Here is a 26,580-nt window from a genome sequence, read left to right on the forward strand (position 1 = left end):
CTTTGTTGCTGCAGTGCCGGGACCTGGGATGCCACTCGACGAGCGCATCCGTCAGCGGCTCTCGCTGGCTTTCGGCGGCGTTCCGCGGGCTGCTCTCCCCCCATTACGCCAACTGGGACTGGGAAGCAAGCGTGTAATGGCTTTTCGTGTACACATACCCTTCCAAAATCATCCGGGCTGTGCGCACAACTTTGATCGCGCTGATGTGGCCCGCGACAAATTCGGCCTTCGTTTCGATGATGCCGCCGGGATGCGCGAGCCGCAGCACCTCCCGCTTGATGTCGATCAGTTCGGAGAGGACAGTGCCAGGCAGAAAAGCGGCCGCCGTGGTGCAGATCGCTCCCGTGATCGCCAGCGCCTGGTGCGGCTTTTGCATCGACATCATGCGAATGGAAAGATCCATGTCCGCCGCTTTGCGATAAGTGCCAGTCAGGTCGGTGTAATCCGTCGGCGCCGCGACGATGGTCAGCTTCGGTACAGCCGGTGACTTGAGCGTCGCTTCTTTGCGGTCGGCGAATTTGCACATCTCGGCGGCAATCGAACGAATTTCCTCCAGCTCCTGCAACTTGCTGGCCGTGAAGTCAGCAGGCAGCTCTGTTCCGGTAAGCCCGATGTCTTTGGCCCGGACGAAGACAAGCGGATTGGCGACGTCCACAATCGACACGGGAATCAGCCGCCCGTTGGCTTTTATCATGTCGATCGGATTGCCGGTCGGAAAAAGCTTTCCGGTCACTGCTCCCTCCGCTTGCGTAAACGACAGGTAGATCGGCGAGCCTGTGCCTGGAACGCCTGGAATCGCGCACTGTCCCTCTACCTTTACCCGTCCGTTTTCCACCTCGACTTCGGCGACAATCAGCTTTTTCGTGTTCGTGTTCCAGATGCGCACGGTCGTGATCGGCTCCTGCGGCTGCACAAGCCCTTGCTCGATGGCATACGGGCCTACCGCTGCAGAGATGTTCCCGCAATTCCCTTTGAAATCGACCATTTGCTGGTCAATACTCACCTGGGCAAACGTATATTCCACGTCAAAGTCCGGCGAATCGGCTTTTTTGATAATCGCCGCCTTGCTCGTCAACGAATTGGCCCCGCCCAGTCCGTCAATCTGGCGCTGATCGGGGCTGCCCATCACATCGAGCAGAAACGGTTCCCAGAGCGACTCGTTTTTCGGCATATGCGCGTGATTCAAAAAAACTCCTTTGCTTGTACCGCCCCTCATGATTACGACAGGTACTTTCATCGCCACAACCACCTTTTCTTGTTCAATGAAAGTATCGTATGATAAGCTATATCATAAGTGAAATACATGTTTTTTTCTGATTTTGATAAAAAACTTTTATAGTCTGTTTTGGAGGCGAATGCGCTTGGATGAAAAAGATTGGCTGGCCATCCGCGTTTTATATGAGGAAAAAAACATCAGCCGCGCTGCAGAGCGCCTGTATGTTTCCCAGCCGGCCCTGACCTATCGGCTGAAAAATCTGGAGAAGGAGTTTGGCACAAGCCTGTTTTACAAGGTCAAAAACGGGATTGAATTTACGTCGGAAGGCATTTACCTGGCGGACTACGCGGAGGAAATGATTAAGAAGCTGCAAAAGACAAAGGACTACATTCTCAACATGCAAAACGAAGTGCGCGGCACGCTGCGGCTCGGCGTCTCCAGCAACTTCGCCCAGTACAAGCTGCCGAAAATTTTGAAAAAGTTTTCCGCACAGTTTCCGCACGTGCAGTTCAGCGTCCATACAGGCTGGAGCACCGATATTATGCATCTGTTAAACTCTGCGAGCGTCCAGCTTGGCATTTTGCGCGGCAATTACGAATGGTACGGCCTGAAAACGCTTTTGCACAAAGAACGGCTCTGCCTGATTTCCAAGGACGAGGTCGATCTGGACGACCTGCCTTCGCTGCCGTTTATCAACTACAAAACCGACAGCTCGCTGAAAAACTTGATAAACGGCTGGTGGCGCGACCGCTTCTCTGACCCGCCGCTGGTCACGATGGAAAACGATCGGCAGGAAACGTGCAAGGAAATGGTGAAGCAAGGTCTTGGCGTCTCCATCCTGCCGGAAATTTGCCTGCAGCCATCGGACAATTTGCATACCTACGGGCTTTCCTACAAAAACGGCGAGCCTGTGCTGCGCAATACCTGGCTCATGTACAACCAGGATGTGCTGCGGCTGTCTACCGTGAAGCATTTTATCGACTTCCTGAACAAGACAGCGAGCCTCTAACCTTGATACGACGCAAGATTCGCTCTTGCGTTGTTCGTTTATAAGTTTTTTTTTCGAAATCAGCAAAAAAATATGTATTTCCTTTATCTCGCCATTTGCTCTAAGCTACGAGTAACCATTCACCATACCCCAATATGAAAGCGATTGCTTCTTTGAAGGAGGGACTCTTGTGTTAACTTTTCTCGGATTGGCTATGGTCATCATCTTTACGTACCTTATCATGACAAAGCGGTTAACCCCGGTTGCCGCGCTCACGGTTGTACCGATTGTCTTTGCCCTGCTGGGTGGCTTTGGTTCCGAGCTTGGAGAAATGATGCTCAGTGGATTGAAAACGGTTGCACCATCCGCCGCCCTGCTCCTGTTTGCAATTTTGTTCTTCGGGGTTTTGATCGATGCCGGGCTGTTCGATCCGCTCATCCGCAAGATACTGAATATTGTGAAAGGTGATCCCGTCAAAATCGCCATCGGGACAGCCGTACTGGCCCTGACCGTCGCACTCGATGGGGACGGTACCACGACGCATATGATTACGATTTCAGCCATGCTGCCGCTCTACAAGCGCCTGGGGATGAAGCCGCTTGTGCTGGCGACGATCTCGTTGCTTTCACTCAGCATCATGAGCGGCATGACGCCTTGGGGCGGGCCGGCGACGAGGGCGATTACTTCGTTGCGGCTGGATGCGAGCCACTTTTTTATCCCGCTGTTGCCGACCATGCTGGGCGGTATCGTCTGTGTGCTCATGATTGCCTATTTGCTCGGCAAAAAGGAACGGGAGCGCATCGGGGTAATTGATACGCTGCAAACAGGGCAGGAGGATGCCCCGCTCTCCGAAGCTGCTGCGGCCTCCGCTGTCCAGGAGGACATCAAACGTCCGCGCCTGATCTGGTTTAACTTTTTGCTCGTCATGACGGTCATGGTCCTCCTCGTTCTCGGCACTCTCCCGGTTCCGGTGCTGTTTCTGATCGGGTTTGTCCTCGCCTCGATGGTGAACTATCCCAATCTCGAGCAGCAAAAGGAACGGATGCTCGCCCATGCCGGAAACGCGCTAACCGTTGTGACGCTCGTGTTTGCCGCCGGCATTTTCACAGGGATTTTTGAAGGGACAAAAATGGTCAATGCGATTGCCAACTCGCTCGTCGCCATTATCCCCGAATCTCTCGGCTCCTTTTTCCCGCTCGTAGTTGCGCTCACGAGCATGCCATTCACCTTCGTCTTGTCAAACGATGCCTATTACTTCGGTGTCCTGCCGATCCTGGCCGAAGCCGCTGCCGCTTACGGCATTGATCCGGTCCAGGTCGCACGCGCCTCTGTTCTCGGGCAGCCTGTCCATTTCTTAAGCCCGCTGGTCGCCTCTACGCTGCTCTTGGTCGGGATGGTCAAAATAGACCTTGGCGAGTTTCAGCGCTACGCGATCAAATGGGCCATTCTCTGTTCCTTGTTCGTCATTCTGGTAGGGGTTTTGACAGGCGCGATTTTTTAACAGCGAAAAGGACGGAATTTCGCTTTCCGTCCTTTTGTCTGTTGCTGCCTTACCCGCTAAAGCATGTGCCAGCAACGGCTGCGACGCAGTGCCATGACCGTGCTCAGCCAGCACTTGCGATCACGCTGACCATCGTTTTCGCCAGCTTCCTCACCGTATATAGGCGGGTATCATTTAAAAACTGCGTGGCTGGCAATGGATCGAGATAGTTGACTACCCCCGTCAAATGATAGTCCCCTACAGGCGGCAGCATTTTTTGCAAAGCCCGCCCCGGAAGCAGCGGGCCTTCCTTCAAAATGACCGCGCCCACCTGCTCCTTTTCCCCCAGCCCGGCGTCAATGCCAATGATGAGCGGCTGCCGAAACTGTCGCTTGATCGCCTTCAAGGTGGGCTCCAGATTGAAGGCATGAACCGGCTCTTCCAGCGTTCCGAAAACGCGGTGGGTGACACCCGCCTCCAGCAGCATCGTTCCAACCAATGGCCCGAGCGCATCGCCAATCGAGCGGTCCGACCCGATGCACAAAAAGACGACCTCTCTTTGTTCCCGGCTCGCCTGCTGGATGAGCGTGTCCAGAAATGCCGCCATCGCGGCGGTTTCCTGCCGGATGGTTCGTTCGTTGTCATGGATAGTCAACAGGACGCTTGCTGTTGCTTTTGCGTCTGTTTCTTCTTTGCGACTGCCAAATAGCCCCATGTCGATCCTCTTTTCTTTCGCGAGCTGTTGGTTGTGTGCGTGCATCCTCCCTTCTATTCTACACTTCCTGATATTGATATAGCGACTTATCCTTGGCACGAGGTAGCAGGACCTCATTGACCCATTTGGCAAACAGCTTGTTCATCTCTTCTACGTCCAGTTCATCTTTTTCATAATGAAAGATCACAATATCTTCGGCTGTATCCGATGGCCCCAGATCATGAAAGTGATCCGCAAATAATACAGCCCATCCCTGACCGTTTTTCTTTTTCCAGGCGCTTCCTTCAATATCGTACCCGTCCTCACAGTATGTAACATGGAAGTGGCGATCCATTTCGTATTTTTGTTCCATTTTACCCCAGTTCAACATGCAACCTGTACTCCTTGTTGTAGCGGTATCGACGCAGGAAATGATAGGGTCATTCAGTTGCAAAAAGCTTCCCCAGGCAAGGAAGCTTTTTTACCCAAACAATCGTCTTGTTGCTGTCCGCAAGCGCAAGAGACGGGCCAAGACCAACCTCCCTACTCGAATTTGAACTTGGAGAGCGCGTCCTTCAGCGCGAAGTTGATACCTTCGTCGCTCTCCTTCTCCTGCGATTTCAAATACTTGGCGACTTCCTTCTTGGACACTTTGCTGCCCTTTTCCTTCTCTCTGCGCTCCTTGAACGTCGAGAGCTTTTCCCTGTGCCCGCAAGCGCAAACGAACATTTGTCCTTCACCCTCGCCGCGCAATTCCAGCCGCTTGTGGCATTTCGGGCAGCGGGCGTTCGTCTGCTTGGCAATGCTTTTGCGATAACCGCACTCCCGGTCTTGGCAGACGAGCATCTTGCCGCGTTTTCCGTTTACCTCCAAAAGAAGCTTGCCGCACTCCGGGCATTTGCTTCGCGTCAGGTTGTCGTGGCGGAATGTTTTGTCGCTGTTTTTGATCTCCTGGACGACCTCTCGCGCGTACGTTCTCATCTCTTCGATGAAGGCGCGCTTGCTCAGGCTTCCTTTGGCGATGGCGGCGAGCTTTTGCTCCCATTGGGCGGTCAACGTCGGTGATTGCATCTCGTCGGGAACAAGCTCCAGGAGCTGCTTGCCTTTTGCCGTGACGAAAATATGTTTGCCGCGCTTCTCCAAAAGGAAGCTGTTAAACAGTTTTTCGATGATGTCGGCGCGCGTCGCCACAGTACCGAGTCCGCCTGTCTCGCCGATCGTTTTGATTAGCTCCTTGCTTTCGTTTGCCATGTATTTCGCCGGATTTTCCATCGCGGACAACAGACTGGCCTCTGTAAACGGCTCCGGCGGCTTCGTCTCGCCTTTCGTTTGCGCGATGCTCTGGATAGCGAGACGATCGCCTTTTTCGATCTTCGGCAGCCACTGCTCCGCCAGTCCGTCCTGTCCTTCCTCGTCTTCGACATCGTGGTCGTAGGCTTCCCGCCAGCCTTGGGCCAGCACGGTCTTGCCTCTGGCCAGGAACAGCTCGCCGCCGATTTTCGCCTGGATCGTCGTCTGTTCGTATTCAAAAGGAGGCAAGAGCACAGCAAGGAAGCGCTTCACGATCAGGTCGAAAATTTTGCGCTCCTTGTCGCTCAAATCGCCGAGAAACACCGCTTGCTCCGTCGGGATGATGGCGTGGTGGTCGGAAACTTTGCTGTCGTCCACAAACGACTTCGCCGCCTTGATCGGCGACCGCAAAATTCTCGCCGCGAGCGGCGCATACGGCTTCATCTGCACAGCCTTGATCCTGTCTGGCAACGTCTCGACGATATCGGACGAGAGGTAGCGGGAATCGGTCCGCGGATACGTCACTGCCTTGTGGTGCTCGTAGAGGCTTTGCATGATGGACAGCGTCTCTTTCGGCGAATAGCCAAACATCCGGTTCGCGTCCCGCTGCAACTCGGTGAGATCGTAAAGTTGCGGGGCGTACGTCTTTTTGTGCGTGCGGGTCACATCCACGACCTCTGCGCTTTTTTCCTGCTTCAAGGCAGCGAGAAGCTGGTCCGCCCGCTCTTTGGAAAACGTTTTGACGTCCTTCGTCTTCTGGTCCTGCCATTGCAGCGAAACCGACTGCTCTGCCACGGCGCGCAGGCCGAAAAACGGCTTGGGCGTAAAGCGGCGAATCTCTTCTTCTCTCGCCGCGACGATGGCCAGCGTCGGCGTCTGGACGCGCCCGCACGAGAGCTGGGCGTTGTGCTTGCACGTCAAGGCGCGAGTAGCATTGATTCCGACGAGCCAGTCCGCCTCGGCGCGGGCGGCCGCAGAAGCGTACAAGTTTTCGTACTGCTTGCCGTCCTTCAGGTTGCGGAAGCCGTCGCGAATCGCCTTGTCGGTGACAGACGAAATCCACAGTCGCTTGATCGGCTTTTGCACATGCGCCATCTCGATGATCCAACGGGCAACCAGCTCGCCTTCGCGCCCGGCATCTGTCGCAATCACAATCTGGCTGACGTCGCTGCGCCGCATTTGCTGCTTCACGGTCTGAAACTGTTTGTTGCTCTCGCGGATGACGACGAGCTTCAACGGAGACGGCATGATCGGCAAATCCTCGATTCGCCACGAGCTGAACTGCTGCCCGTAAGCTTCCGGATCGGCCAAGGTCACGAGATGCCCCAAGGCCCACGTCACAATGTATTTATCTCCTTCCAGAAAGCCGTTCCCTTTTTTCTGGCACTGCAATACTTTCGCGATATCGCGGCCGACGGATGGCTTTTCCGCCAGCACAAGCGTTTTGCTCATCAGTGACACCACCTTACATCTGCTTCACATTCCTGCTATGTGTTCTCATCCATTGTAGATGAGAACGCGGGTTACGCCAAATCTTTTGCAGCATTTGGCAATGGCGGCGGCTGTGACCCGCTGTCGCTTTCGGGCAAAAAGAAGAGCGGCCCTGCGCCGCGCCCCAGTAAGCGGTTGGGCCAAACTCATCCGCTTTTATTTGAAGACAGGTTCCAGCTCCCGGCTGATAAAAGTCCCTGCCTGCTCCCCACGGCAAATTTGCGCCATCGCTCCGGGCTGGTCGAAGTTGAACACGTGCAGCGGCAAGCCGTGGTCGCGCGCCAAAATCATCGCGGACTGGTCCATGACGCGCAAGTCTTTTCTGACCACCTCGTCAAAGGACACCTCCACGTATTGCCGCGCCGATGCGTCCTTGCGCGGGTCGGCCGTGTAGACGCCATCTACCCCGTGTTTCGCGACCAAAAGCGCGTCGGCCTCCACCTCCAGCGCCCGTTGCACAGCCGGATAGTCTGTCGTCACATACGGCTGCCCGTTTCCGCCCGCGAAAATGACGACGTAGCCCTTTTCCAGATGGTGCACGGCGCGCAGGCGAATGTACGGCTCCGCGACGGCATTGATCGGCACGGCTGTCATCACTCTGACTTCCCGGTTGACGCGCGCCTTCAGCACGCCTCGCAGCATCAGGCTGTTGATGACAGTCGCCAGCGTCCCGATGTTGTCTGCCTCAACCCGCTCGATCCCCCACTGGTCCGCCATGTTGCCGCGAAAAATGTTTCCCCCGCCAATGACAATCGCTACCTCGACGCCCATGTCGAGCAAGGAAAGAATCTCCCCCGCGATATGCTCCAGTTGTCCCGGGTCAAATCCAAACCCGTTCTCCTGCGCGACAGCCCCGCCGCTCAATTTGACCAACACCCGCTTATACTTCATGGCGCCTCCTCCTCGATCGTTGTCTTTTACGTTTTCGAAATCTTTGGTTCCCTCTACCAAAAAAAGAACGAGGGCAGCAGTTGCCTTCGTTCTTGAAAAAAACAGGGGAAATCGGCTGGCATCCTCTTTTTTTGCATCCCGCTTCCCCTCCTGCATGTGGATTCATTCCAAACTCTTCCTCATTTTATGCAAAGCACCTACTTTATGCAAAGAAATTCGGAAAGTCAAAGGCATCCCGCTTGCCTGCCAAAATATCCCGCAGGAGCTGATCGGCCACCTCCGTCGCGAAGCTGTGCTCGTCGCTGTCGATGACTCCTTTTTGCAGCGCTTCGTCCAGTTCGTCCTGGTCGAGCAAATAAACCTCGCCCTGCGGCAGCACCACAATGTCGAGGTAGAGATCGTCATACCAGATATGGCCGTTCTCATCTTTGCCATGCGCCTTGCAAATATCAATGTACCACTGCACGGTGTTGCCAAGCTCGTCCATCATTTTCGTGACGGCATAAGGCTTCTGATCCGGAAAGTATTGCAGGTACACATACCCTCTGTCGCCTACGCACAACAGTTTTTCACCAACAGGCATGTAGGCGGGCTCGGTTACTTCGTCCAGGGTCAAACGGACAGCGTACCCGGAAAAAGACAAAGCCTCTACCCACTTTTCCTGATAGCCCATTCGCTTGACGCGTCTCCATCCAGGTCGGTCTGCTCGTTTTCGCTTCATGGCCTGTTCTCCTCGTCAGTTTGGTTCCTTTTACTCTACCATGAATTGGATGTTTTTGTCAGATGCAAACAAAGACATGTCCCCAGGAGAACATGCCTCGTTTTTTTGCTATTTGCCGTATTCGCCATCCCGCAAATGGCTGTGCCTGCGTCCGTACAGGAAGTAGACGACAGCGCCTGCAGCCAGCCAGCCGAGAAACCCGATCTTCGTGACAGCAGGCAAGCTGTAGACCAGGTATCCGCAGAAAAGCACGGCGAGAATCGGGACGAGTGGAACGAACGGCGTGCGAAACGCACGGCGCAATTCCGGATTCGTCCGGCGCAGTACGACGACGCCAATGGAGACGAGAATAAACGCAAACAGCGTCCCGATATTCGTCAGCTCAGCCAGCTTGTTCAACGGCAGCAATCCGCTGAAGATCGCAACCAAAATGCCGACGATGAGCGTACTTTTTCGCGGCACCTGCGTGGTCGGATGCACCTGCGAAAAAACGGCGGGCAACAGACCATCGCGGCTCATCGCGAAAAACAGCCGCGTCTGTCCGTACATCATCACGAGCAATACAGTGGTGATGCCCACGATGGCCCCGAGGGAAATGAATCCCGCTACCCAATCTTGTTTCACGTAGTTGAGCGCAAAGGCAACCGGATTTTTGACATTGAGCATGTCGTACGGAACGATCCCGGTCAGCGTCAAGGAGACGGCGATGTAGAGCAGCGTGCACACCAGCAGCGATGTGATAATGCCAATCGGCATGTCACGCTGCGGATTGCGCACTTCTTCTGCGGCCGTGGAAACCGCGTCAAATCCGATAAAAGCAAAAAAGACTGTCGCAGCGCCCGTCGCGACCCCGGCAAAGCCAAACGGCATGAAGGGACTCCAGTTTTCCGGCTTCACATAGCCGATCCCGACGATGAGAAACAAAAGGATCACCGCGACCTTGATAATGACCATCAGCGTGTTGAAGCGGGCCGACTCCCTTGTCCCTTTCATGAGCAGAAGCGTAATAACAAAAATGATGACAACAGCAGGCAAGTCAATGATCGTTCCTTTAGAAGCGTCGAACGCATTCGTCAAAGCGACAGGCAGATGAATGCCGAAGCCTGCAAGCAAGCCTTGCGCATAGCCCGACCAGCCGCTCGCCACCGCTGCGGAAGCCACCCCGTACTCCAGGATCAGGTCCCAGCCGATCATCCACGCCACCAGTTCGCCAAACGCGGTGTAGCTGTATGTGTACGCGCTTCCGGACACGGGGACGGTGGAAGCAAACTCTGCATAGCACAGCGCCGCAAATACGCAAGCGAGCCCCGACAGGACAAACGACAGCACCAGCGCAGGCCCCGCATGCTCGGCCGCAGCGACTCCAGTGAGAACGAAGATGCCCGTCCCGACAATCGCGCCGATGCCAAGCATGGTCAAATCAAAAGCGCCCAACGTTTTTTTGAGCTGCCTGCTCTCAACCTGTGCCATCAAGCTGGCAACCGATTTTTTTCTCAACAACTGTTCTTTTAACGACATATTGTGCGTACCTCCCGCCCGGACATTCCAACTCCAGCAGCTTCAATCGAAACAGTTGGAGTATGGGCAGGCAAGAGGAAAATTATGCATGGGGGATCAAGTTGGATGGTTGCAGTCGCGCGAAGGTGTGGACGGCGTGGCCTTTGTTGCGGACTGGCACTGGCAGGGGCATGTGTTGCTTTGGTGCACACCCGCGAAGACGCGAATCGCGTTGCCTTGTTACAAACTGACGCTGGCGTGGCGGTTCCTTTTTGCCTTGCCTGCATTCCGGCGCAAAATTACAACGAAGCAGTCCTGGGTGATGCGCCCTGTCCGCGCAAAACTCGCTGCCTTACACCAAGTTCCTGCCAATAAAATTGGCGGAGACTGGCGTATAGCCAAGCTCCCTGGCCCAGATCGACAGTTGCCCCATATGGTGAATCTCGTGCGCGATCACATGCCGCATGATCTCCCCTTTGGCGTACTCCTTGTCGCTCCATGCCACGCGCACAGGCTCCCGCTCCCAGTCGTCTGTCCAAGCCTCGATAAAATCGCGCAGCTCTTCCCGCCATTGAGCCGCCAGCGCCTTTACTTGCGCAAGCGACTGGTGTTCCTCGTAAGGCACTTGCACATCCGTCTTCCCCTGTACGCCCCGCAGCCAACTGTACTCCACATCTGCAATATGAAACAGCGTGTACAAAATCGTCCCGGCGCCTCCCACTCTCGTTTTCAGCAGTTCTTCTTCCGGCAGCTTTGCACACCAGGCAAACCATTCATCCCGCACCATCCAGTTGTACGCAAACAGCTTTTTCACCCTGAATCCTCCCATAGACCGAAATGTCAATATTTTCTATATATTAGCACGTACGTTCGCCATTATCCAGCCTGCTTGCCGCTTTTGTTATCTGTTGTCCTGAACTTCCCCCGCTCTCCTGAGCTTCACCCGCTCTCCCGAACTTCATCTGCTCTCCCGAACTTCATCTGCTCTCCCGAACTTCACCCGCTCTCCCACAACTTCATCCGTTCCCCCGACTTTGCAGAGGGAGCGTTAGCGTGTTTTCGCACATGACAAAGAGCGCCGTTTTCGATTCGCTTCAAAAACGGCGCTCTTATGCTCGGCAGTCTTGTCTGCCTTTACGTAAACCGGATGGAGAAGCCGCCGGAAAGCAAATACAAATAGCTCTCCACTTCCTGAGACGGCTTGATGATCTGCCTGATCGCCCGAACGTACAAGCTGATCTGGCCGCTGTACCTGCGCTCCATCTCTTCGATTGCTTCGGCTGAGGCTTCCTTGGCCATCCAGTCAGTCTTGAAATCAATCAAGACCAGCCGATTGTCGTCTTCCTCCAGCAAACAGTCAATCACACCCTGGACGATAATCCGCTCCGAAGTTGCTTCGCCCAGCTCCGGCTCCACTTCATGCGCGGGCAGCACCAGCGTAAACGGCAGCTCGCGGTGAACCGCCTTGGCCCTTTTCATCCGCTGCCCCAGAGGGTCGGCAAAAAACGTGGCAATTTGTCCGACATCCACCGCCTGCACCTGCTCCTCTGTCAAAAAGCGGCGCGCCGCAAGCTCTGCCACCTGCTCGCGTATGTCGGTCTCATCCAGCGGACGCTGCAAATCGAGATGCTGGAAGACCAGGTGCGTGATCGTGCCTTTCTCGGCTGCTGTCAGGCGGTGCGATTTTTGTTCCGCCAAAAACTTCGGCTTTTCCGTAATCGAAGGCAGTGTGAGCGCCTGCCCGCTTTTGCTGACCTTGGCATGCCGCTTCAGCTCGCTGACGCTCCATTTGGCCGCCACGCGCGAGGCAACCGGGTGCGGGTCGGTCCAGCCCAGTCTCGCTTCTACCAGCTTGCGCAGCGCTTCGTCGCCTGGCCGTTCTGCAATCTCCTCCCGCCTGGTCGCGCGCTCCCACAGTGCCATGTCATCGCTCATGGCCTCCTGCTGCGCCTTCAGCTCGTCCGCCTGATGAAAATGAAACGACCAGACGGAGTCATCGGGAACGGTTCTGACTCGCACTTCTTCGCCTGCGCCTTGCTTCGCAGGATACGCGCGCAGTTCGCCTGCTGCCGGATGTCGCAGCAAGGCGCGGCCTACCCAGTCAAAATAGCCTTTGGCCTGGATCAGATCCTCGTCGCTGAGCCGCTCGCCATCACCTTGTCTGCCCCAGTCCATGACGCTTTTCGCCAAGTCTTTGGCTGAACCGACGAGAATCAGCTTCTCGCGCGCACGGGTCAAGGCGACGTACAGCACGCGCATTTCCTCTGCCAGCATATCCCGGCGCAACTGCTGCCGAATGCCCAGCGCCGCGATGCTCGGGTAGCGCAACTGAATGGACGGCTCCACGGCCATCGGCCCGAAGCCCAGGTCCTTGTGCAGCAAAAACTGGCTTTTCAAATCCATCGTGTTGAACTGCTTGCCCATGCCCGCGACGAAAACGACGGGAAACTCCAAGCCTTTGCTCTTGTGGATCGTCATGATCCGCACGACATCCTCGTTTTCCCCGATCGTGCGCGCTTCGCCCATGTCATTTCCCGCCTCCTGCAGCCTGTCGACGAAGCGCAGGAAGCGGAACAGCCCGCGATAAGAGCCTGCCTCATACTGTCTTGCCCGGTCGTACAAGGCACGCAGGTTGGCCTGCCGCTGCTGTCCGTTTTCCAGGGCAGCGACGTAGTCGAGATAGCCCGTCTCGCGGTACAGCACGGAAAGCAGCTCAGACAGCGCTCCCCTGCGCGCATGCGTCCGCCACCCTTCCAGCTTCGCGAAAAACTGGCGCAGCCGTTTTTCCCACGACTCCTGCGGCGGGCGCTCCTTCACGTACTGGATGACAGCGAGATGAAAAGGGCCCGTCGGATACTGGATGCGAATTTGGGCAAGCTGTTCCTCGCGCAAGCCGACGATAGGCGAGCGCAGCACCGCAGCGAGCGGAATGTCCTGCAACGGATTGTCGATCACCCGCAACAGCGAGAGCATCGTCTCTACTTCTGTCGCCGCAAAATAGCCTGCCGTCTGCTCGGCGTACACAGGGATTCCCGCCGCATGCAGTTCCTCCTGCATCGTCTGCCCCCAGCCGGACGTGGCCCGCAGCAAAATGACGATATCCCGGTAAGCGAGCGGGCGCATTCCCCCTGCCTTTTTATCGAACACGAGCAGCGGCGACTCGCCCTCGCCCGGCTCCATCCAGCGGCGAATCCGGCTGGCAATCAGTCGCGCTTCCAGTTGCGCGACGCTCGCTTCCTCGCCCGATTCGCCCGTCGCCTCGGGGATTCCCGCCAGCTCGGCCTCTTCCGTTGCCTCTGCAGACGCCTCCTGCCCCGCTTCTTGCTCGACGTTGCGGTTAATCAGGTGCACCTCTGCCTGCAGCCTGCCCGGCTCTGCCTCGGGATAAGAGGCGCGGTTAATCAGCTCGGCCGACGGATCGTAGTCGATCTCGCCCACGCCCGGCGACATGATTTGCCTGAACAAAAAGTTGACCGCATCCACAACCTCGCGTCTGCTGCGGAAGTTGGCGGCAAGGTCGATCCGCCGTCCCGGAGCGTCATCGTCCGCATCCTGCTCGCCTGCCGCGCCTTTTTGATAGGTCAAGTACTTTTCCAGAAACAGCTTCGGCTCCGCCAGACGGAAACGGTAAATACTCTGCTTCACGTCACCGACCATAAAGCGGTTGGCGCAAGCACCGTTCGTTCCGTCGCGGGAAACCATGCGCAAAATCGTCTCCTGCACCAGATTGATATCCTGATACTCGTCGACCAGCACTTCTGCGAACTGTTCGCGAAGCTGCTCCGATATCGGCGAAGGAACCGCCTCGCCCGCTTCGTCCGCTGCCGTCAAAATGCGCAAGGCCAGATGCTCCAGATCGCCAAAGTCGACGATTCCGCGCGCCCGCTTTTCCAACTGAAACGCGTCGGAAAACTCGGTAACGAGCCGGGCCAGCGTCTTCATGTGCGGGGCCAGTCGCTGCAAATCAGCGGCATATTGCTCGGCCGTCATCGAAAAATACTGCTCGATCTGCTCCGCCAGCTCCTTTTTCACGCCATTTCTGAGCGCCTGAACCTGCTCCTTGATCTCGGGATCGGTTCCTTTGACTGGCGGCAGCTTGGCAAAAGCAACGCCACGGATAGCCTGGCTCGCTGCCTCCCAACCTTCCTTGCAAGCCGCAGCCGCCTGCCTCAAAGCCGCTGCTTCCGCTTCCAACATCGGCAAATAAGCCGCCGGACCTTCCGGGGAGGCTGCCAGCTCTGCCGCCCTCTGCAGCTTGCCAGCCATGCCGACGAGCAAAAGCTCCACAGACCGCAGCACGCTTTTCGCCCAGACGAGCCCGTCCAGACCGGCCCCAGCGCGAATGTCAAACATGTCGGCTGCTTCCGCAAGCCAGCGCTCAGGCGACGGATGACTGCGGGAAAACTCGTACAGCCGCAACAGCAAAGTCGCCAGCGCCTGATCGTCCTGTCCGTCCAGCATGATGTCGGCCAACGCCTGGAAGTCCGGGTCGCTTTCGTACCAGCCCTCCAGTTGCTCCTCCAGTACGTCCTGCCGCAGCAGCTCGCCCTCCATCTGGTCGGCGATGCGAAACTCCGGGTCAAGCTCAATCAGGTAGTAGTACTGGCGCAAGATGCCCAGACAGAACGAGTGGAGCGTCGTAATCGTCGCTCGCTGGAGAAGCGCAAGCTGCCGCCGCAAGTGGGCGGAATGCGGGTCTTCTTTCAGCGCCTTGCGCAGCGCGTCGCCAATTCTGTGCCGCATTTCCGCCGCCGCCGCATTCGTAAAGGTCACGACCAGAAGCTGGTCGACGCCGACAGGCTCGCTCTCGTCCATGATGCGCCGGATGATCCGCTCGACGAGCACCGACGTTTTCCCGGAGCCTGCCGCAGCCGCTACCAGCAAGTTGCCCCCGCGCTGAATAATCGCTTGCCATTGTTCATCCGTCCATTGTTCAGGCTTGGCCTGCACTTGTTGCTCCGCCATCGGTAGCACCTCCCTCTCCTGCCAGTTGCTGCTCGGCCAGCATGCTCCAGATTTGTTTGTTGTTCCATTTGGAAAGCTGTCTGTGCTCGTTGCCGCCTGTCTCCCCGTCGAACTGGCACACAGGCTTGTACGAACAGTAATCGCAGGCAGTCATCGTCCCGTTGGAATACGGCTTGATCTGGATTTCCCCTTCGGTCATGCGCGTGCTGATTTGCTTCACCGTGTCGCGCACATACGTCGTCAGCGTCTGGAACTGCTCGGCTGTAGCGACAGAGGAACGCGAAGAAAGCGTCCCGTCCTTTTTCAGTTCAAACGGAACCAGCTCGGACGGCCCCTGCTCCACATACCCGTCCATCATTTTCGCCAACTCGGGATCGGCGAGCATCAAGCCTTTCATCCGCAGGCGCTTCGCCCGCTCCTTGGCTGCCTCGTCGGACGTCAGCAGCCGCTTCGCCGTCACAAACGGATCGGCCACCTGATAGTAAAAAACGCCGCCCATCTCGGCTTTTTTGCCCAGCCATTCCTCCGCGTTTGCCACGACGACGTCCAGGTAGACGAGCAGTTGCAAATTCAAGCCGTTCCACACGTCTGACAGCGACAGTTGCTTGGGGCTTGACTTATAGTCGATCACGCGCAAATACGGAACCTCGCTGTCCAGCGACTGGTCCACCCGGTCGATGCGGCCGATCAGTTGCAGCTCCACGCCGTTGTCGAGGGTGAGCACGAGGCCCGGCAAGTCGGAGTTTGGTCCGAAAGAAACTTCCAATCCAACCGGAGCGAAGCGGCTGCGCTTGGCGTGCTCGCCCAGCACGTAGATCGCCCGGCCAACCGCCCGCATCAGCTTGCCCGCCAAAAAGCGATAGCGCGCTGTTCGCGTGAGAATGCTGCTTCTGGTCTGCGGCACCAGCTCGGACACTACCTCGCTCGCCAGTTGCATGCTGTGGTCTTCCGTCAGCTTGCTCCACTCCAGATGTTCCTCGTTCATTTTTTCGACCGCGCGCTTGAGCGAGGCGTGGAACAGCTCGCCCACATCGAACCGCTCCAGCTTGTACATCGTTCTCTCCGACAGCCTCAGCCCGTGCGAGGAAAAATGCGAGAACGGGCACGCCTGAAAGCGCTCCAGGCGCGACACGCTCATTTTCAGTTGCTTGCCGTACAAGGTCGTGCTCGTCTGCCTGTCCAGCCCGTCCGGGAGATTCCGGTAGCGCAAGCCGGACAGCAGCCATTTTTCCCGCAATGCTTCTGGGGAGGAACGGACGAACCAGTCGTACACCTCCCACCAGAACACCGGCAGCTCGCCTGTCTTTTTCATCGCGCGCAACAAGGTCAGCAAGTGGCGGAACACCCTTCTCGGCTGTCCGAGCAAAAAAGCATCTGTGTCCGCCTCGCCCGTCGGCTCGTTGTAAAACATCTGGTGCGAGATGTCTGGCAGCACCTCCTTGATGCGCGAAAACACCGAGGAAGGAAGCAGCGCCTTGCCTTCCTCATCGGCCAGGGCACAGCTCAGCATCAGCCGCTCGGACGGCCGCGTCAGCGCCTGGTACAAAAGGTACGGCTCCGCCATCAGCTTCTGCTTGGCGCTTGGCGCGAGCACCTGGCCCATCTCCGCCAGCCGCTCGCGCTCCGCCTCGTCCAAAATGCCTTCTTCCTTCGGGCGCAGAGGGATGATGCCCTCGTTCACCCCGAGAATAAACAAAGCTTTGACATCAGGCTGACGGGAGCGCTCCATCGCCCCGACCAGCACCTGATCCAAGGCCGGAGGGACAAGCCCAAGCTCAATCGTTTCCAGACCGCTGTCGAGCACGCGGGCAAACGTAGCCAGCTCCATGCTCTCGTCGCCCATGACCTCAACGACCTGGTCCATCAGCTCGACCAGACCCGTCCACACCTGGCCGTGCACCTGTGCCGCATCGAGGTCGCCCTCCTGCTCTGCCTTGCGTTGCCAATATTCCAGCTTGCCCGGCACGTCCAGGGCGATCAGCAGATTGTACAGCGCCACCGTCATTTCCCGCACGTTTTTGCCTGCCGCCTGCTTCATCTCTTTTTCAAAAGCGAGCAAGGGAGCCGCGTATTTGCGCCTCAGCTCGTCTGCTTCCGCATCCTCGGCGGCACCGGACGGCCCGCGAAAACGCCAGGCCGATTCCTCCGCCCACTGGTAGCCGAAGACGCCGTGAGCCAGCACGTAGTTTTCCAAGCGGTCGATCTCCTGGCGGGACGTGCGCTCATGGGCGAGGTCTGGCGTAAGCAGATCTGTCTTCAAACAGCGAAATACTGCGTCATACCGCCATCTGGTGACGATGACCTCCAACGCCGAGCGCACCAGCTCCACCAACGGATGGTTCATCACGGTCCGCTTCTGGTCCAGGAAGTGCGGAATGCCGTAATCGGTAAAAACGGCGGAAATCTCATCGGCATAGGTGCCAATTTCCCGCAGCAAAATTGCCATGTCCCGCCAGCGGTAGCCTTCCTCTCGGGCAAGGGCGACAATTTTCAGCGCGACGGCCTCTACTTCAGCCCGCCTGTTCACGGCAGAGAGCAAGGCAACCTCATCGTTGCGACGAGGCTCGCCGACTGCGGGCGGCGCCCCCCATTGAAAATAAACCTGTTCGAGCTGACGCAGCCACGGGCTGTCGGCAAAACGGCGCGTCTCGGTCAACAGCAGCGGCTTGGCAACGGAAACGCCCGATTCCCGCGCCATCAGCGACAGCGCCTGGTACGTGCGCAAAGTCGGGTGGAACAACCCAAGCTCGTCGACAGACGCGTCGCGCTCGTCCGGGTCCAGGGTGAGCGCAATCGTCACCTGTTTGGCGTGCAGCATCAACTGTTCGATCAGTCGCAGCTCCTGGTTGGTGAAGCCCGTAAAGCCGTCGATGAAAATTTCCGCCTGTCTGATGTAGGCCGAGTCGCGCACCATGACAGCGACCCGGTTCAAAATATCGTCAGCATCGCAGTACCCTTCTGCCATGTACCCTTCGTAGGCGTTCATAATCAGGCGCAGGTCGCTGATTTTTTGATTGAGATTGGCTCCGCCCCAGTCCACGTTTTCCGAATCGGCAAAAGAGACGCCGTACGACTTGCACTCGCTTATCAAACGTCCAAGCTGAGAGGCGAAGCCCGGCTGCATGGCCGAACGGCCAAACACTTGCAGCTCTTCCTTGTGCCGCTCCAGAAGCATGCGCAGTACCATGTGCTTCCCGAGATCGTCGACCGCCACCGTCGTCAGATCGCCCAGCTCCTGCAGCAACCGATGAGCCAGCCGGCCGAAGCTGAGCACTTGGGTCCCTATCACGCCGCCCAGCCCGGGCAGGTTGGCGAGGGCGTATTCCTCCTGAAAGCTGGCCTGCTCCGGCACGAGCAAAATCATCGGGGAGCCGAGCGGCGTATCGCGCAGCCGCTTTTGAATCTGCTGATGAATCTCCTCCGTTTTTCCCGTGCCTGCCCGTCCCAGTATGAATTGGACTGCCATGTTTTTTCCCCTTCCCTACTCCATCTCCAGTTGCAGCGTGCTGCCTTTGCCCATCGGCTCTGCCGGCGTCACGACCAGGCGGCGCGGCATGCGCACGCGTATTTCCGGGACGTGACTGATGACGCCGATCGTAAAATCGTCCATCCGCAGCCGCTCCAGCGCGTCCATGACGACCTCCAGAAGCTCCGGATCGAGCGTTCCAAAGCCTTCGTCCAAAAAGAAAAACTCCAGTCGGCCGCCGCGCATCTGTATCTCCATCGACAGGGCGAGCGCAAGCGCAAGCGAGGTCAAAAACGTTTCGCCGCCGGACAAGGTGCTGACCGGACGGCGCATCCCGCCCGCGCCTTCATCGCGCAGTACGAATTCGCCCTCGTCGCCGATTTCCAGACCGTAGCGATTTGCGGTCATCCGCTTCAGGTGATAGGATGCATCCCGTGCGATGGACACGAGCTTTTCTTCTGCAATAAACTGGACGAACGCCTTCGCTTCGAACAGCTTTTTCAATTCTTCCAGGCGGCTCTGCTCGTCTTGCAACTCGACGATTTGCTGATGCAGCTCCTGCCACCTGCTATGGTTTTTCTCCATGCGCTCGACGTGCTCTTTGGCGACGGCGACTTGCTTCTGCGCCTCCGCAAAAGACTGCTCCCACGTCTCCCACGCTTCTTTGGCGCTCACAAGCTCCTCGTGCGAGATCGTACGGCCTGCAATGGCTTGCAGCAGCCTGTCTTCCTCGTAGCGAAGCTGTCCCAAAACGCGCGCATACGCCTCGACCTGCTCCTTCGCCTGAGGCAGCTTGCCGCGCTCTGCGTACTTTTCACGCACTTGCTCCAAGGCGGCAAAGCCCGTCTCCTGCAGCCCCTGATACAAAGCCTCATGCGCCTCTGTGCGCTGTCTGGTCAAAACGGCCAGCGTCTCCGAATGCTTGACCAAATCGTTTTGGACTGCCTGTCTCGCCTCTGCCGCTGCCTTGCGCTTCGCCTCGGCCTCTGTCAGCGACTGGCGCAGCGAGTCTAGCGTCTGTTCTATCTGAGCCAGCCCCTCCTGCGCAGGAATGCCGCCGGTCCGCTCCAGCCACTGGGCATGCTTTTGCTCCCACATCCGTTTTCGGTCGGCCAGCTTTTCCCCGAGAGCGGATTCACGCGATTTCCAATCGGCTTTTCGCGATTTGGCAGCCTCTACTTGTGTCATAAGCTGGCTGCGCAAAGCTTCCTGCTCGGCGCGCATGCGCTCTAGCTCTGCCAGCTTCCGGTCCAGGCGGCCGATTTCCTCGTAGCGCTGTTCAATTTCCTCGATCAACATCTCTTGGCGCACCGCATCCAGCTCTTCGCCAGACTGCTTCGCCGCTGCCACAGCAACGGCAACGCGGGCAATGCTCTCATCCAGTGCCTTTTGCGCATGTTCGAGCAGCAGGCCGCTTTTTTCCATCAACCGCTTCTTCTCGGCTTCTTCCTCGCGCAGCACTTCCAACTGCTTTTGCAGGCGCTCCCGTTCTTCCCTGGCCTGCTCCCGCTCGGCGTGCTTGGCCGCCAGCTCCTTTTCCTCGCGCTGGTAGACGGCAATCAGCTCTTCAAACGTCTCTACCAGCCAAGGCTGCCCATGTCCGTGACACTCCGCCTTGACGGCGGCCAGCCGCGCTTCCAGCTCCTTGTACTCGGCCTGCGCCGCGGCTGCTCTCTCTTCGGCAGCAGCCAGTGTCCCCCTGGCCGTCACCCACGCTTCTTTCGCCTGCGCTGTCTTTTGCTCGGCTGCCTTCACGGCTTCTTCGGACGCTTTGATCCGGGCGCGCAGGTCGTCACCCGCCGCTTTTGCTTCGCCGTCTGCCGGATGACCCTGGCCGTCCAGCGGATGATGCAGCGAGCCGCACACCGGGCATTCCTTGCCTTCTTCCAGCCGCTCGCGCAAGTAGCGGGCCATGTTTTCCTGCTGCCAGCGCTCCCACTCCTGGCGCAGCCCTTCGCGTTCGGCAAGCCGCGCAAGAGCCTCGGCTTCGCACGCCTGAACCGCCTCAGCCAGCTCCTGGTAACGCTTCGCCGCTTGCTGCCGCTCCTGCTCGATCTGCTGCCACTTTTCCTGCCAGCTCGCGATCGCCGTCAAGCCTTCGCGCCATTGGCGGCCTACCTGCTTCATTTCCGCCAGCACATTGCGCGACCGCTCCCATTCCTCGTCGCTCATGAGCGGTTTGTCCACCGCTTTTGCCAGCCGTTCTTTGAGCTCGGCCAGCCGGTTTGCGGACTGTTCCCAATCGCGTGTGTCCACACTGGCTCTATCCGTCGCCGCCTGCAGGCGAGACACGGCCGTTGCCTGCTCCGCTTCCAGCTCGCGCAGCTTCTTTTCTTCCCGCTCCCACTGCTGCTTCGCTTCCCGCGCCCGCGCGACGCGATCTCGCCACTCCGGAGCCACCATCGCCTGCCTGCTTTCTTCCGCAAGCTTGTTCCACTCCTGCTCCCACTTTTGCAGAGCGGCTTCGTCCCGCTCAAGCTGCGCCTCTGTCTGCGCCAGGCCAAGCGATACTTCCTGCCATTCGCGCTCCAGCACAGACTGCTCTTCGCGAATCGCTTTCAGCTCTGCTTCCCATTCCTGGGCCTGAACCAGCCTGCCTTTTTGCTGGATCAGTTGCGGCTCCTGCGCCGCCAGCTCCGCCTGCGCCCGCGCGTACTCGGCTTCTGCCGCTTCCAGGGCAAGCCGTGCTGTCTCCTGCTGTTCCCGGCTTTGCTCCAGCGCCTGCCCGGTCACGCTCCATTCCTGATCGAGCCGCTCGTACTGCTGCACCAGCGGCCACAGGCGAATGCTCGCCTCCCACTCGCGGATGTTAGCCGTGAGCAGAGCGATTTCCGCCTCCTTCGCTGCCTGCTGCTGCAACTGCTGCTGGACTTGGGCAAGCTCCCCTTGCCACTGGGCGAGCTGCTCCAGTTCCTTGAGCTTTCCGGCCAGCTCCTGCTTTTGCTCCGTGAACGACCGCTCCATTTGCGCTGCTTCCTCAAAAGTCTGTCGCGCCTGCTCCAGCGCTTCCGGCCCCGCTTCTCCCAACGCCGCCGTCTCGAGCTGCAGACGGTGCATCTGCTCCTTTGCCTGGTCGAGAGCGTGCCGCACGCGCTCGCTCAGCTTTTCCCCGTAGATGTGCAGCCGGAACATCCGCTGCAGCATCTCATTGCGCTCGCTGCCTTTGAGCGTCAAAAAGCGGGAAAACTGCCCCTGCGGCAAAACAACCGCGCGGGTAAAATCTTGCAAAGTCAGGCCAATCAGTTCCTCGACCGCCGCAGTAGCTGCCGTCGCCTTCGATTCCAGCACGACATCCGGCTCTCCGCTCAACGCGCCGGACTGAATCAGTCGCACCTCGGGTTGGCGTTTGTTCCCTTTTTTATCCAGACCAAATTCCCGTTCAATCGTATATCGCTTGCGCTCATTGCCTGTGCCCAGCTCAAACGTAAAGGAGACGAAGACGCGCTGCTCCAGTTGATTCAGCACTTCCTTGGGATGGTTCCCGCCGCCGAGCCGGACGACCTGTCCGTACAGCGCCAGCGTGATCGCATCCAGTATCGTCGATTTGCCGCTGCCCGTCGGCCCGAAAATGCCAAACAGTCCCGCCTGGCACAAAATTTCGAAGTCAACCTCTTGCATTTCCCGATAGCTGTGCATCCCTGCCAGCTTCAATCGAATCGGCCTCACGCTTCTTCCCCCTCTCCCCCGGTTTCCGCCAGCAGCCGCTGGAACAAGGCAACGAGCCGCTCATCCGGCGCCGCTCCCTTTTTGCGCTCATAAAAACGGCGAAACAACTGATCCGATGTCAGCTCCGTCAATTCCACCCGCTGCGCCTCTTCCTCGTCGCGCTCTTCGCGAATGACGACGCGCTGGATTTTCAAAAAGTCGTCCGAGAGCTTCCGTACACGCTGAAACTCCGCCGGGTCGATCACGTCTGTCACGTGCAGCTCCAGGTCGATCCAGGAGCCTGCGTCCCGTCCTTCGGCAAGCCAGCGCTCGACCTGGGCGATTCCTTCTGTCGCCTTCCAGCGCGCCAACGGACGGCCGCTCGTCAAATAAATGATTTCCTCCCGCACGTCCTGCCCAGGCTCCACCTCGACCAACACCACCGCCTTGCTCTGCCCCGCCTCGGAAAAGCTGTACGAGAGCGGCGAGCCGCTGTAGCGCACGAGCGGCTTGTCGCTGAGCTTTTGCAGGCGATGCAGGTGGCCGAGCGCCACGTAGTCGGCGTTTTTCGGAAAAGCTTGCGGAGACACCGTCAAAGCGCCGCCAATTTGAATCGGCCGCTCCGAATCCGTCTCCGTGCCCCCCATCACAAACAAGTGGCTCGTGACCAGATTCACAGTGTCCTCGCGAAAATGGACGGACAAATCGGCAAACAACCGAGCGATCCGCTCCGAAAAGGCGAGCTGCATCTGCTCCTGCGTAAAGCTCTCGCTGAGCAGCTCCTTCAGCCGCGACTCGGAAGGGTACGGCAGAGCGAGCACCACTGCATGATGCTCACAGCCCGGCACCTTCAACTCCAGCCAGGAAGGGCCTCCCTGGACGACCTGTACCCGGTCCGGGGACGGTGACTGTGCGATCAAAGGCGCTTCCTTCGGCAAGCCGAGCAAAACGATTCCGTGCTTCGCGGCAAGCGGCGATGCTGCCCGGACCCGCTCAGGCTGGTCGTGGTTGCCCGCGATCACGATAACCCCCCGGCGGCCTTCCGCGGACAAGCGCTCCAGCGCCTCGTAAAAAAGCTCCTCCGCCCACGCTGGCGGGTTTACCGAATCGTACACATCTCCCGCCACCAGCACCAAATCGACTTCCCGCTCTTCCGCGATCCGGCAGAGCTCGTCCACAAATGCCGTCTGCTCCGCCCGGCGGTCGCGGCCTTCGAGCTGCCGCCCGAAATGCCAGTCGGCCGTATGTAAAATGCGCATGACTCCCATCCTTTCTCCACGATCATGTGTTTGCTTTTTATTGTAACAAAAGACAGAGCGGTGCGTGGTTGAAATTTACGGTACTTGCCGGTAACTTTTGCGCTCTGCCTGCGTCTTTCTACTAGATCCCTGTTCTTTCCAACCATCCGCCGAAAGGAGCTTGTTACCCTTGTTGGTTCGCCGCCTGCTGTTTTTCACTTTCACCGGACTGGCTCTTCCCTGCCTGGTCCACGCTGCCGCTCCCTTGTCGCCCGCTTCCGTCTCCCCCACACCTGAGCAGGTCATCAACTGGATCAATGCAAGTGCCCATGATCCTGTTGACCTGCCTCACGTTGATTTTGAACTGGTCAATCTGGATGAAGACGCTGATTTGGAGATTATTGCCAAGCAAAATGCAAGCGTACATATCGGCTCGTTTTACGTCCTCGATCAAAAGCCCGACCGCACGTATTCGCTCATCGCAGAAAAGCGGTGGAACGTCCCGCAGTTGCAACCGGAACGCTGGGATTATGCACAGGAGGTAAACCATCCCGGGCTCGACCCGTATTATTTGGACAGCCGCATCGAGCTGACAGGAACGCGTCTGCTTGAAACGGTTGACCATACGGGAGGAACCGGACTGAGCGTCTACGAAGCTCACCTCTGGTACTTGGAAAAAGGCAAGCTGGTGGAAGCCTGGAGCGGACTGTTGAAGCAAACCTCCTCCGTTCCCGGCGGTCAGCTTTTCCAGACGCTCGGCAGCTACCAGATTATAAGCGGAGAGATCCCGCAGCTATACTACTGGACGACAGAGCAAGAGCTTGACCCGGACAGTGGAATCCCCCTCCCCGGCAAGACCGCAACCAAGCTTGTGGTCTACCAATTTGACCAGGGCGTCTTCACCCCTGTTCCGTAAAGCCAGTTCGCAAACGTAAAATGCACAAAGCCGCACCCCCTGCACAAAAGCGGGAGTGCGGCTTTTTTCAAGCGCGAATCACTGTCTCTATCTTCTCAGCTTGCCTGCTTGCGGCGACTTGTGCGACTGCAAGCACATGTAGCTGATGACCCCGAAAAGAATCGTAATAATCATCGAGTGGAGCAGCGTAGCATAGAGGTGAAGCTGGAACAGAACCACGAATCCGCCGCTGAACACCTGGAGGATGACCAGCACGAAGGCGAGAATGCTTGCGCCGTACAGATCGCGGCGCTTTTCCTTGAAGTGGCGCATGGCATAAATCATCGTTCCGAGCAGCAAAAACACGAGAAGCAACGCGCCCAGCCGGTGGGCAAAATGAATGCCTGTCTGGCCGGAGAGCTGCGGAATCAGTTGCCCCTGGCACAGCGGCCAATCGCTACAAGCCATGCTCGATCCGGTATGCCGGACGTACGCTCCGAGATAGACCACACCGTACGTATAGGCCGCCACGGCCCACATCCAGTTGCGAAAACCCGTCGATGCCGTATCTTGCACCATGCTCTCCATCTTGTCCCGCTGCAGCACGAACCCGGTCAAGAGGAACACGCCGGTAAAAGCCAGCAGGGAAAACCCGAAGTGCAGAGCCAGCACGGATGACGATTGCGGCCAAATGACCGCAGAAGCGCCGAGAATGGACTCCAGAACGATAAAAAACAGACCGAACAGGGCGAGATTGCGCACTTCCTGGTTGCCCCGATAGTGGCGCCAGCACAGCACGGAAAAAACAACCACAACGATGCCAGCCACACCTGTAATCAACCGGTGCATGTATTCAATAATTGATGCCAATGTATATTCCGGGACCCACTTGCCATTACAGAGCGGCCAGTCGTTTCCACAGCCCAGACCGGAATCCGTTTTGGTCACAAGCGACCCGGCGATCATGACGATAAACATGACGAGAGTAGCAAGAACGGCTAGAGGTTTCAGCCATTTTTCCATAGTGAATACACCCTGTTTCCTGTGATGTTTGAGACTCACGGTGAAGCAGCCTCTTAACTGTTGCCCTCTCTTACATTAATGAAACATCCCCTGCTAAGCAAGGGATGTTCCGTGAACATTTCGTGAGTGTTTCGTGTCAATAATGGTACACCATTGTGCTGATGACAATGACGGCACAAAAGATCGTCAAATACAGGATCGAATAGCCGAACAGCTTGCGTGCCCAGGCGAGATCATCCTTGGCCTTGAAACCTTGGAACAGCAGCACCATGTACACGATGCCCATCAAGCCCATCACAGCCAGGTAGACGTAGCCTACGCTGCCGTGGATGAAGAGCAGGAGCGAAGCCGGGAACAGGACAGAGCCCCACAGCACCATTTGCCGCTTTGTTTCGGCGAAGCCTTTGACGACTGGCAGCATCGGCAGATTGCCTGCGCGGTATTCTTCTGTTTTCAGCATCGCCAGCGCGAGGAAGTGCGGCGGCTGCCACAGGAACAAAATCAGGAACAGCAGCCACGCTGCCGGGTCCATGCTGTTTGTGACGGCTACCCAGCCGATGACTGGCGGAGCCGCACCGGAAATCCCGCCAATGACGGTATTCAAGGTAGTCACACGCTTGAGCGGTGTGTAAATCAGCACGTAGAAAATATGGCCGATCAGTCCCCAGACAGCAGCCAGCGGATTCGCGAATACCGCCAGCACGGCCAAACCTGCGAGCAGCAAGCCGATTCCTAGCAGAATCGCGGTGCGCGGAGAAATCCGCCCTGCTGCGAGCGCGCGCCCTTTGGTCCGCTTCATTTTTTTGTCCAGATCGCGGTCATAGTAGTTGTTTAACGTCGCACCCGACATAATCACCAAAGCTGTACCGAGCATGGTGAAAATCGCCAATTTCCAGTCTGGAAAACCGTAAGATGCCAGCCATAAAGCAGCGAAAGTGGTCATCAGGTTGGACATCGTAATTCCAGGCTTTGTCAGTTCTACGTAGTCCCGAAAAGTTGCCGGCTCTCCCGGTTGTGCGTGCAGGGGCGTCTCAGTATCAAGCGATTCCTGCATTGTCACTTGCTGGTCCACGTTTTGTA

General features: G+C 57.6%; 17 protein-coding genes. 3 read left to right on the forward strand and 14 right to left on the reverse strand.

Features of this window, described 5'->3' with window-relative positions:
* Positions 1 to 103 precede the first annotated feature (103 nt).
* Positions 104 to 1,237 (reverse strand): PrpF domain-containing protein, encoded by a 1,134-nt coding sequence (locus tag AC27IT_RS11605; protein WP_487091808.1) that lies wholly within the window; start codon positions 1,235 to 1,237, stop codon positions 104 to 106.
* A gap of 124 nt (positions 1,238 to 1,361) precedes the next feature.
* Here AC27IT_RS11605 and AC27IT_RS11610 point away from each other — a divergent pair, with 124 nt between their 5' ends.
* Positions 1,362 to 2,225 (forward strand): LysR family transcriptional regulator, encoded by an 864-nt coding sequence (locus AC27IT_RS11610; RefSeq protein ID WP_487091809.1) that lies wholly within the window; start codon positions 1,362 to 1,364, stop codon positions 2,223 to 2,225.
* Positions 2,226 to 2,394: 169 nt separating this feature from the next.
* The gene (locus AC27IT_RS11615; protein ID WP_487091810.1) at positions 2,395 to 3,705 is read left to right on the forward strand and encodes a CitMHS family transporter; all 1,311 of its coding nucleotides are present in this window, start codon (positions 2,395 to 2,397) and stop codon (positions 3,703 to 3,705) included.
* 103 nt (positions 3,706 to 3,808) lie between these two features.
* Here the strand turns inward: AC27IT_RS11615 and yyaC are convergent, their stop codons facing one another.
* The 11 genes from yyaC to AC27IT_RS11670 all read right to left on the reverse strand — a co-directional run bounded on the left by yyaC (position 3,809) and on the right by AC27IT_RS11670 (position 23,603).
* Positions 3,809 to 4,444: a spore protease YyaC gene (gene yyaC / locus AC27IT_RS11620; RefSeq protein WP_487091811.1), complete on the reverse strand. Its 636-nt coding sequence runs from the start codon at positions 4,442 to 4,444 to the stop codon at positions 3,809 to 3,811.
* A 13-nt stretch (positions 4,445 to 4,457) separates the two neighbouring features.
* Positions 4,458 to 4,769: a DUF3986 family protein gene (locus tag AC27IT_RS11625; RefSeq protein WP_487091812.1), complete on the reverse strand. Its 312-nt coding sequence runs from the start codon at positions 4,767 to 4,769 to the stop codon at positions 4,458 to 4,460.
* Between the two features lie 152 nt (positions 4,770 to 4,921).
* Complete coding sequence (locus tag AC27IT_RS11630) at positions 4,922 to 7,120, reverse strand: DNA topoisomerase III (RefSeq protein ID WP_283858264.1); 2,199 nt, start codon at positions 7,118 to 7,120, stop codon at positions 4,922 to 4,924.
* 195 nt (positions 7,121 to 7,315) lie between these two features.
* Complete coding sequence (pyrH, locus tag AC27IT_RS11635) at positions 7,316 to 8,050, reverse strand: UMP kinase (protein ID WP_025848348.1); 735 nt, start codon at positions 8,048 to 8,050, stop codon at positions 7,316 to 7,318.
* Between the two features lie 202 nt (positions 8,051 to 8,252).
* A complete protein-coding gene (locus AC27IT_RS11640; protein ID WP_025848345.1) occupies positions 8,253 to 8,771 on the reverse strand; it encodes a ribonuclease FAU-1 family protein in 519 nt (172 codons plus the stop codon).
* 108 nt (positions 8,772 to 8,879) lie between these two features.
* Positions 8,880 to 10,289 carry a branched-chain amino acid transporter BcaP gene (gene bcaP, locus AC27IT_RS11645; RefSeq protein ID WP_122905614.1) on the reverse strand — a complete coding sequence of 470 codons (1,410 nt, stop codon included), beginning with the start codon at positions 10,287 to 10,289 and terminating at the stop codon, positions 8,880 to 8,882.
* 331 nt (positions 10,290 to 10,620) lie between these two features.
* On the reverse strand, positions 10,621 to 11,082 hold the full coding sequence (locus tag AC27IT_RS11650; protein ID WP_429776971.1) for a DinB family protein: 462 nt from the start codon (positions 11,080 to 11,082) through the stop codon (positions 10,621 to 10,623).
* A gap of 320 nt (positions 11,083 to 11,402) precedes the next feature.
* Positions 11,403 to 15,233 carry a helicase-exonuclease AddAB subunit AddA gene (gene addA / locus AC27IT_RS11655; RefSeq protein ID WP_487091813.1) on the reverse strand — a complete coding sequence of 1,277 codons (3,831 nt, stop codon included), beginning with the start codon at positions 15,231 to 15,233 and terminating at the stop codon, positions 11,403 to 11,405.
* Positions 15,202 to 18,699, reverse strand: a complete 3,498-nt coding sequence (addB, locus tag AC27IT_RS11660; RefSeq protein WP_221842481.1) for a helicase-exonuclease AddAB subunit AddB — start codon at positions 18,697 to 18,699, stop codon at positions 15,202 to 15,204. Before addB ends, addA begins: the two co-directional genes overlap by 32 nt.
* Before the next feature lie 15 nt (positions 18,700 to 18,714).
* Positions 18,715 to 22,365 (reverse strand): AAA family ATPase, encoded by a 3,651-nt coding sequence (locus AC27IT_RS11665; protein WP_429776973.1) that lies wholly within the window; start codon positions 22,363 to 22,365, stop codon positions 18,715 to 18,717.
* Complete coding sequence (locus AC27IT_RS11670) at positions 22,362 to 23,603, reverse strand: exonuclease SbcCD subunit D (protein ID WP_238503028.1); 1,242 nt, start codon at positions 23,601 to 23,603, stop codon at positions 22,362 to 22,364. Before AC27IT_RS11670 ends, AC27IT_RS11665 begins: the two co-directional genes overlap by 4 nt.
* A 169-nt stretch (positions 23,604 to 23,772) precedes the next feature.
* Here AC27IT_RS11670 and AC27IT_RS11675 point away from each other — a divergent pair, with 169 nt between their 5' ends.
* Positions 23,773 to 24,498, forward strand: a complete 726-nt coding sequence (locus tag AC27IT_RS11675; RefSeq protein ID WP_431809662.1) for a hypothetical protein — start codon at positions 23,773 to 23,775, stop codon at positions 24,496 to 24,498.
* A gap of 87 nt (positions 24,499 to 24,585) precedes the next feature.
* Here AC27IT_RS11675 and AC27IT_RS11680 read toward each other — a convergent pair whose 3' ends face one another.
* Both AC27IT_RS11680 and cyoE read right to left on the reverse strand, forming a co-directional pair.
* On the reverse strand, positions 24,586 to 25,500 hold the full coding sequence (locus AC27IT_RS11680) for a COX15/CtaA family protein (RefSeq protein ID WP_026558007.1): 915 nt from the start codon (positions 25,498 to 25,500) through the stop codon (positions 24,586 to 24,588).
* 136 nt (positions 25,501 to 25,636) lie between these two features.
* Entirely contained in the window at positions 25,637 to 26,572 is a 936-nt protein-coding gene (gene cyoE, locus AC27IT_RS11685; RefSeq protein ID WP_025848327.1) for a heme o synthase, read from the reverse strand.
* Positions 26,573 to 26,580: the final 8 nt, after the last annotated feature.

It is taken from the genome of Brevibacillus sp. YAE8 (assembly GCF_057543335.1).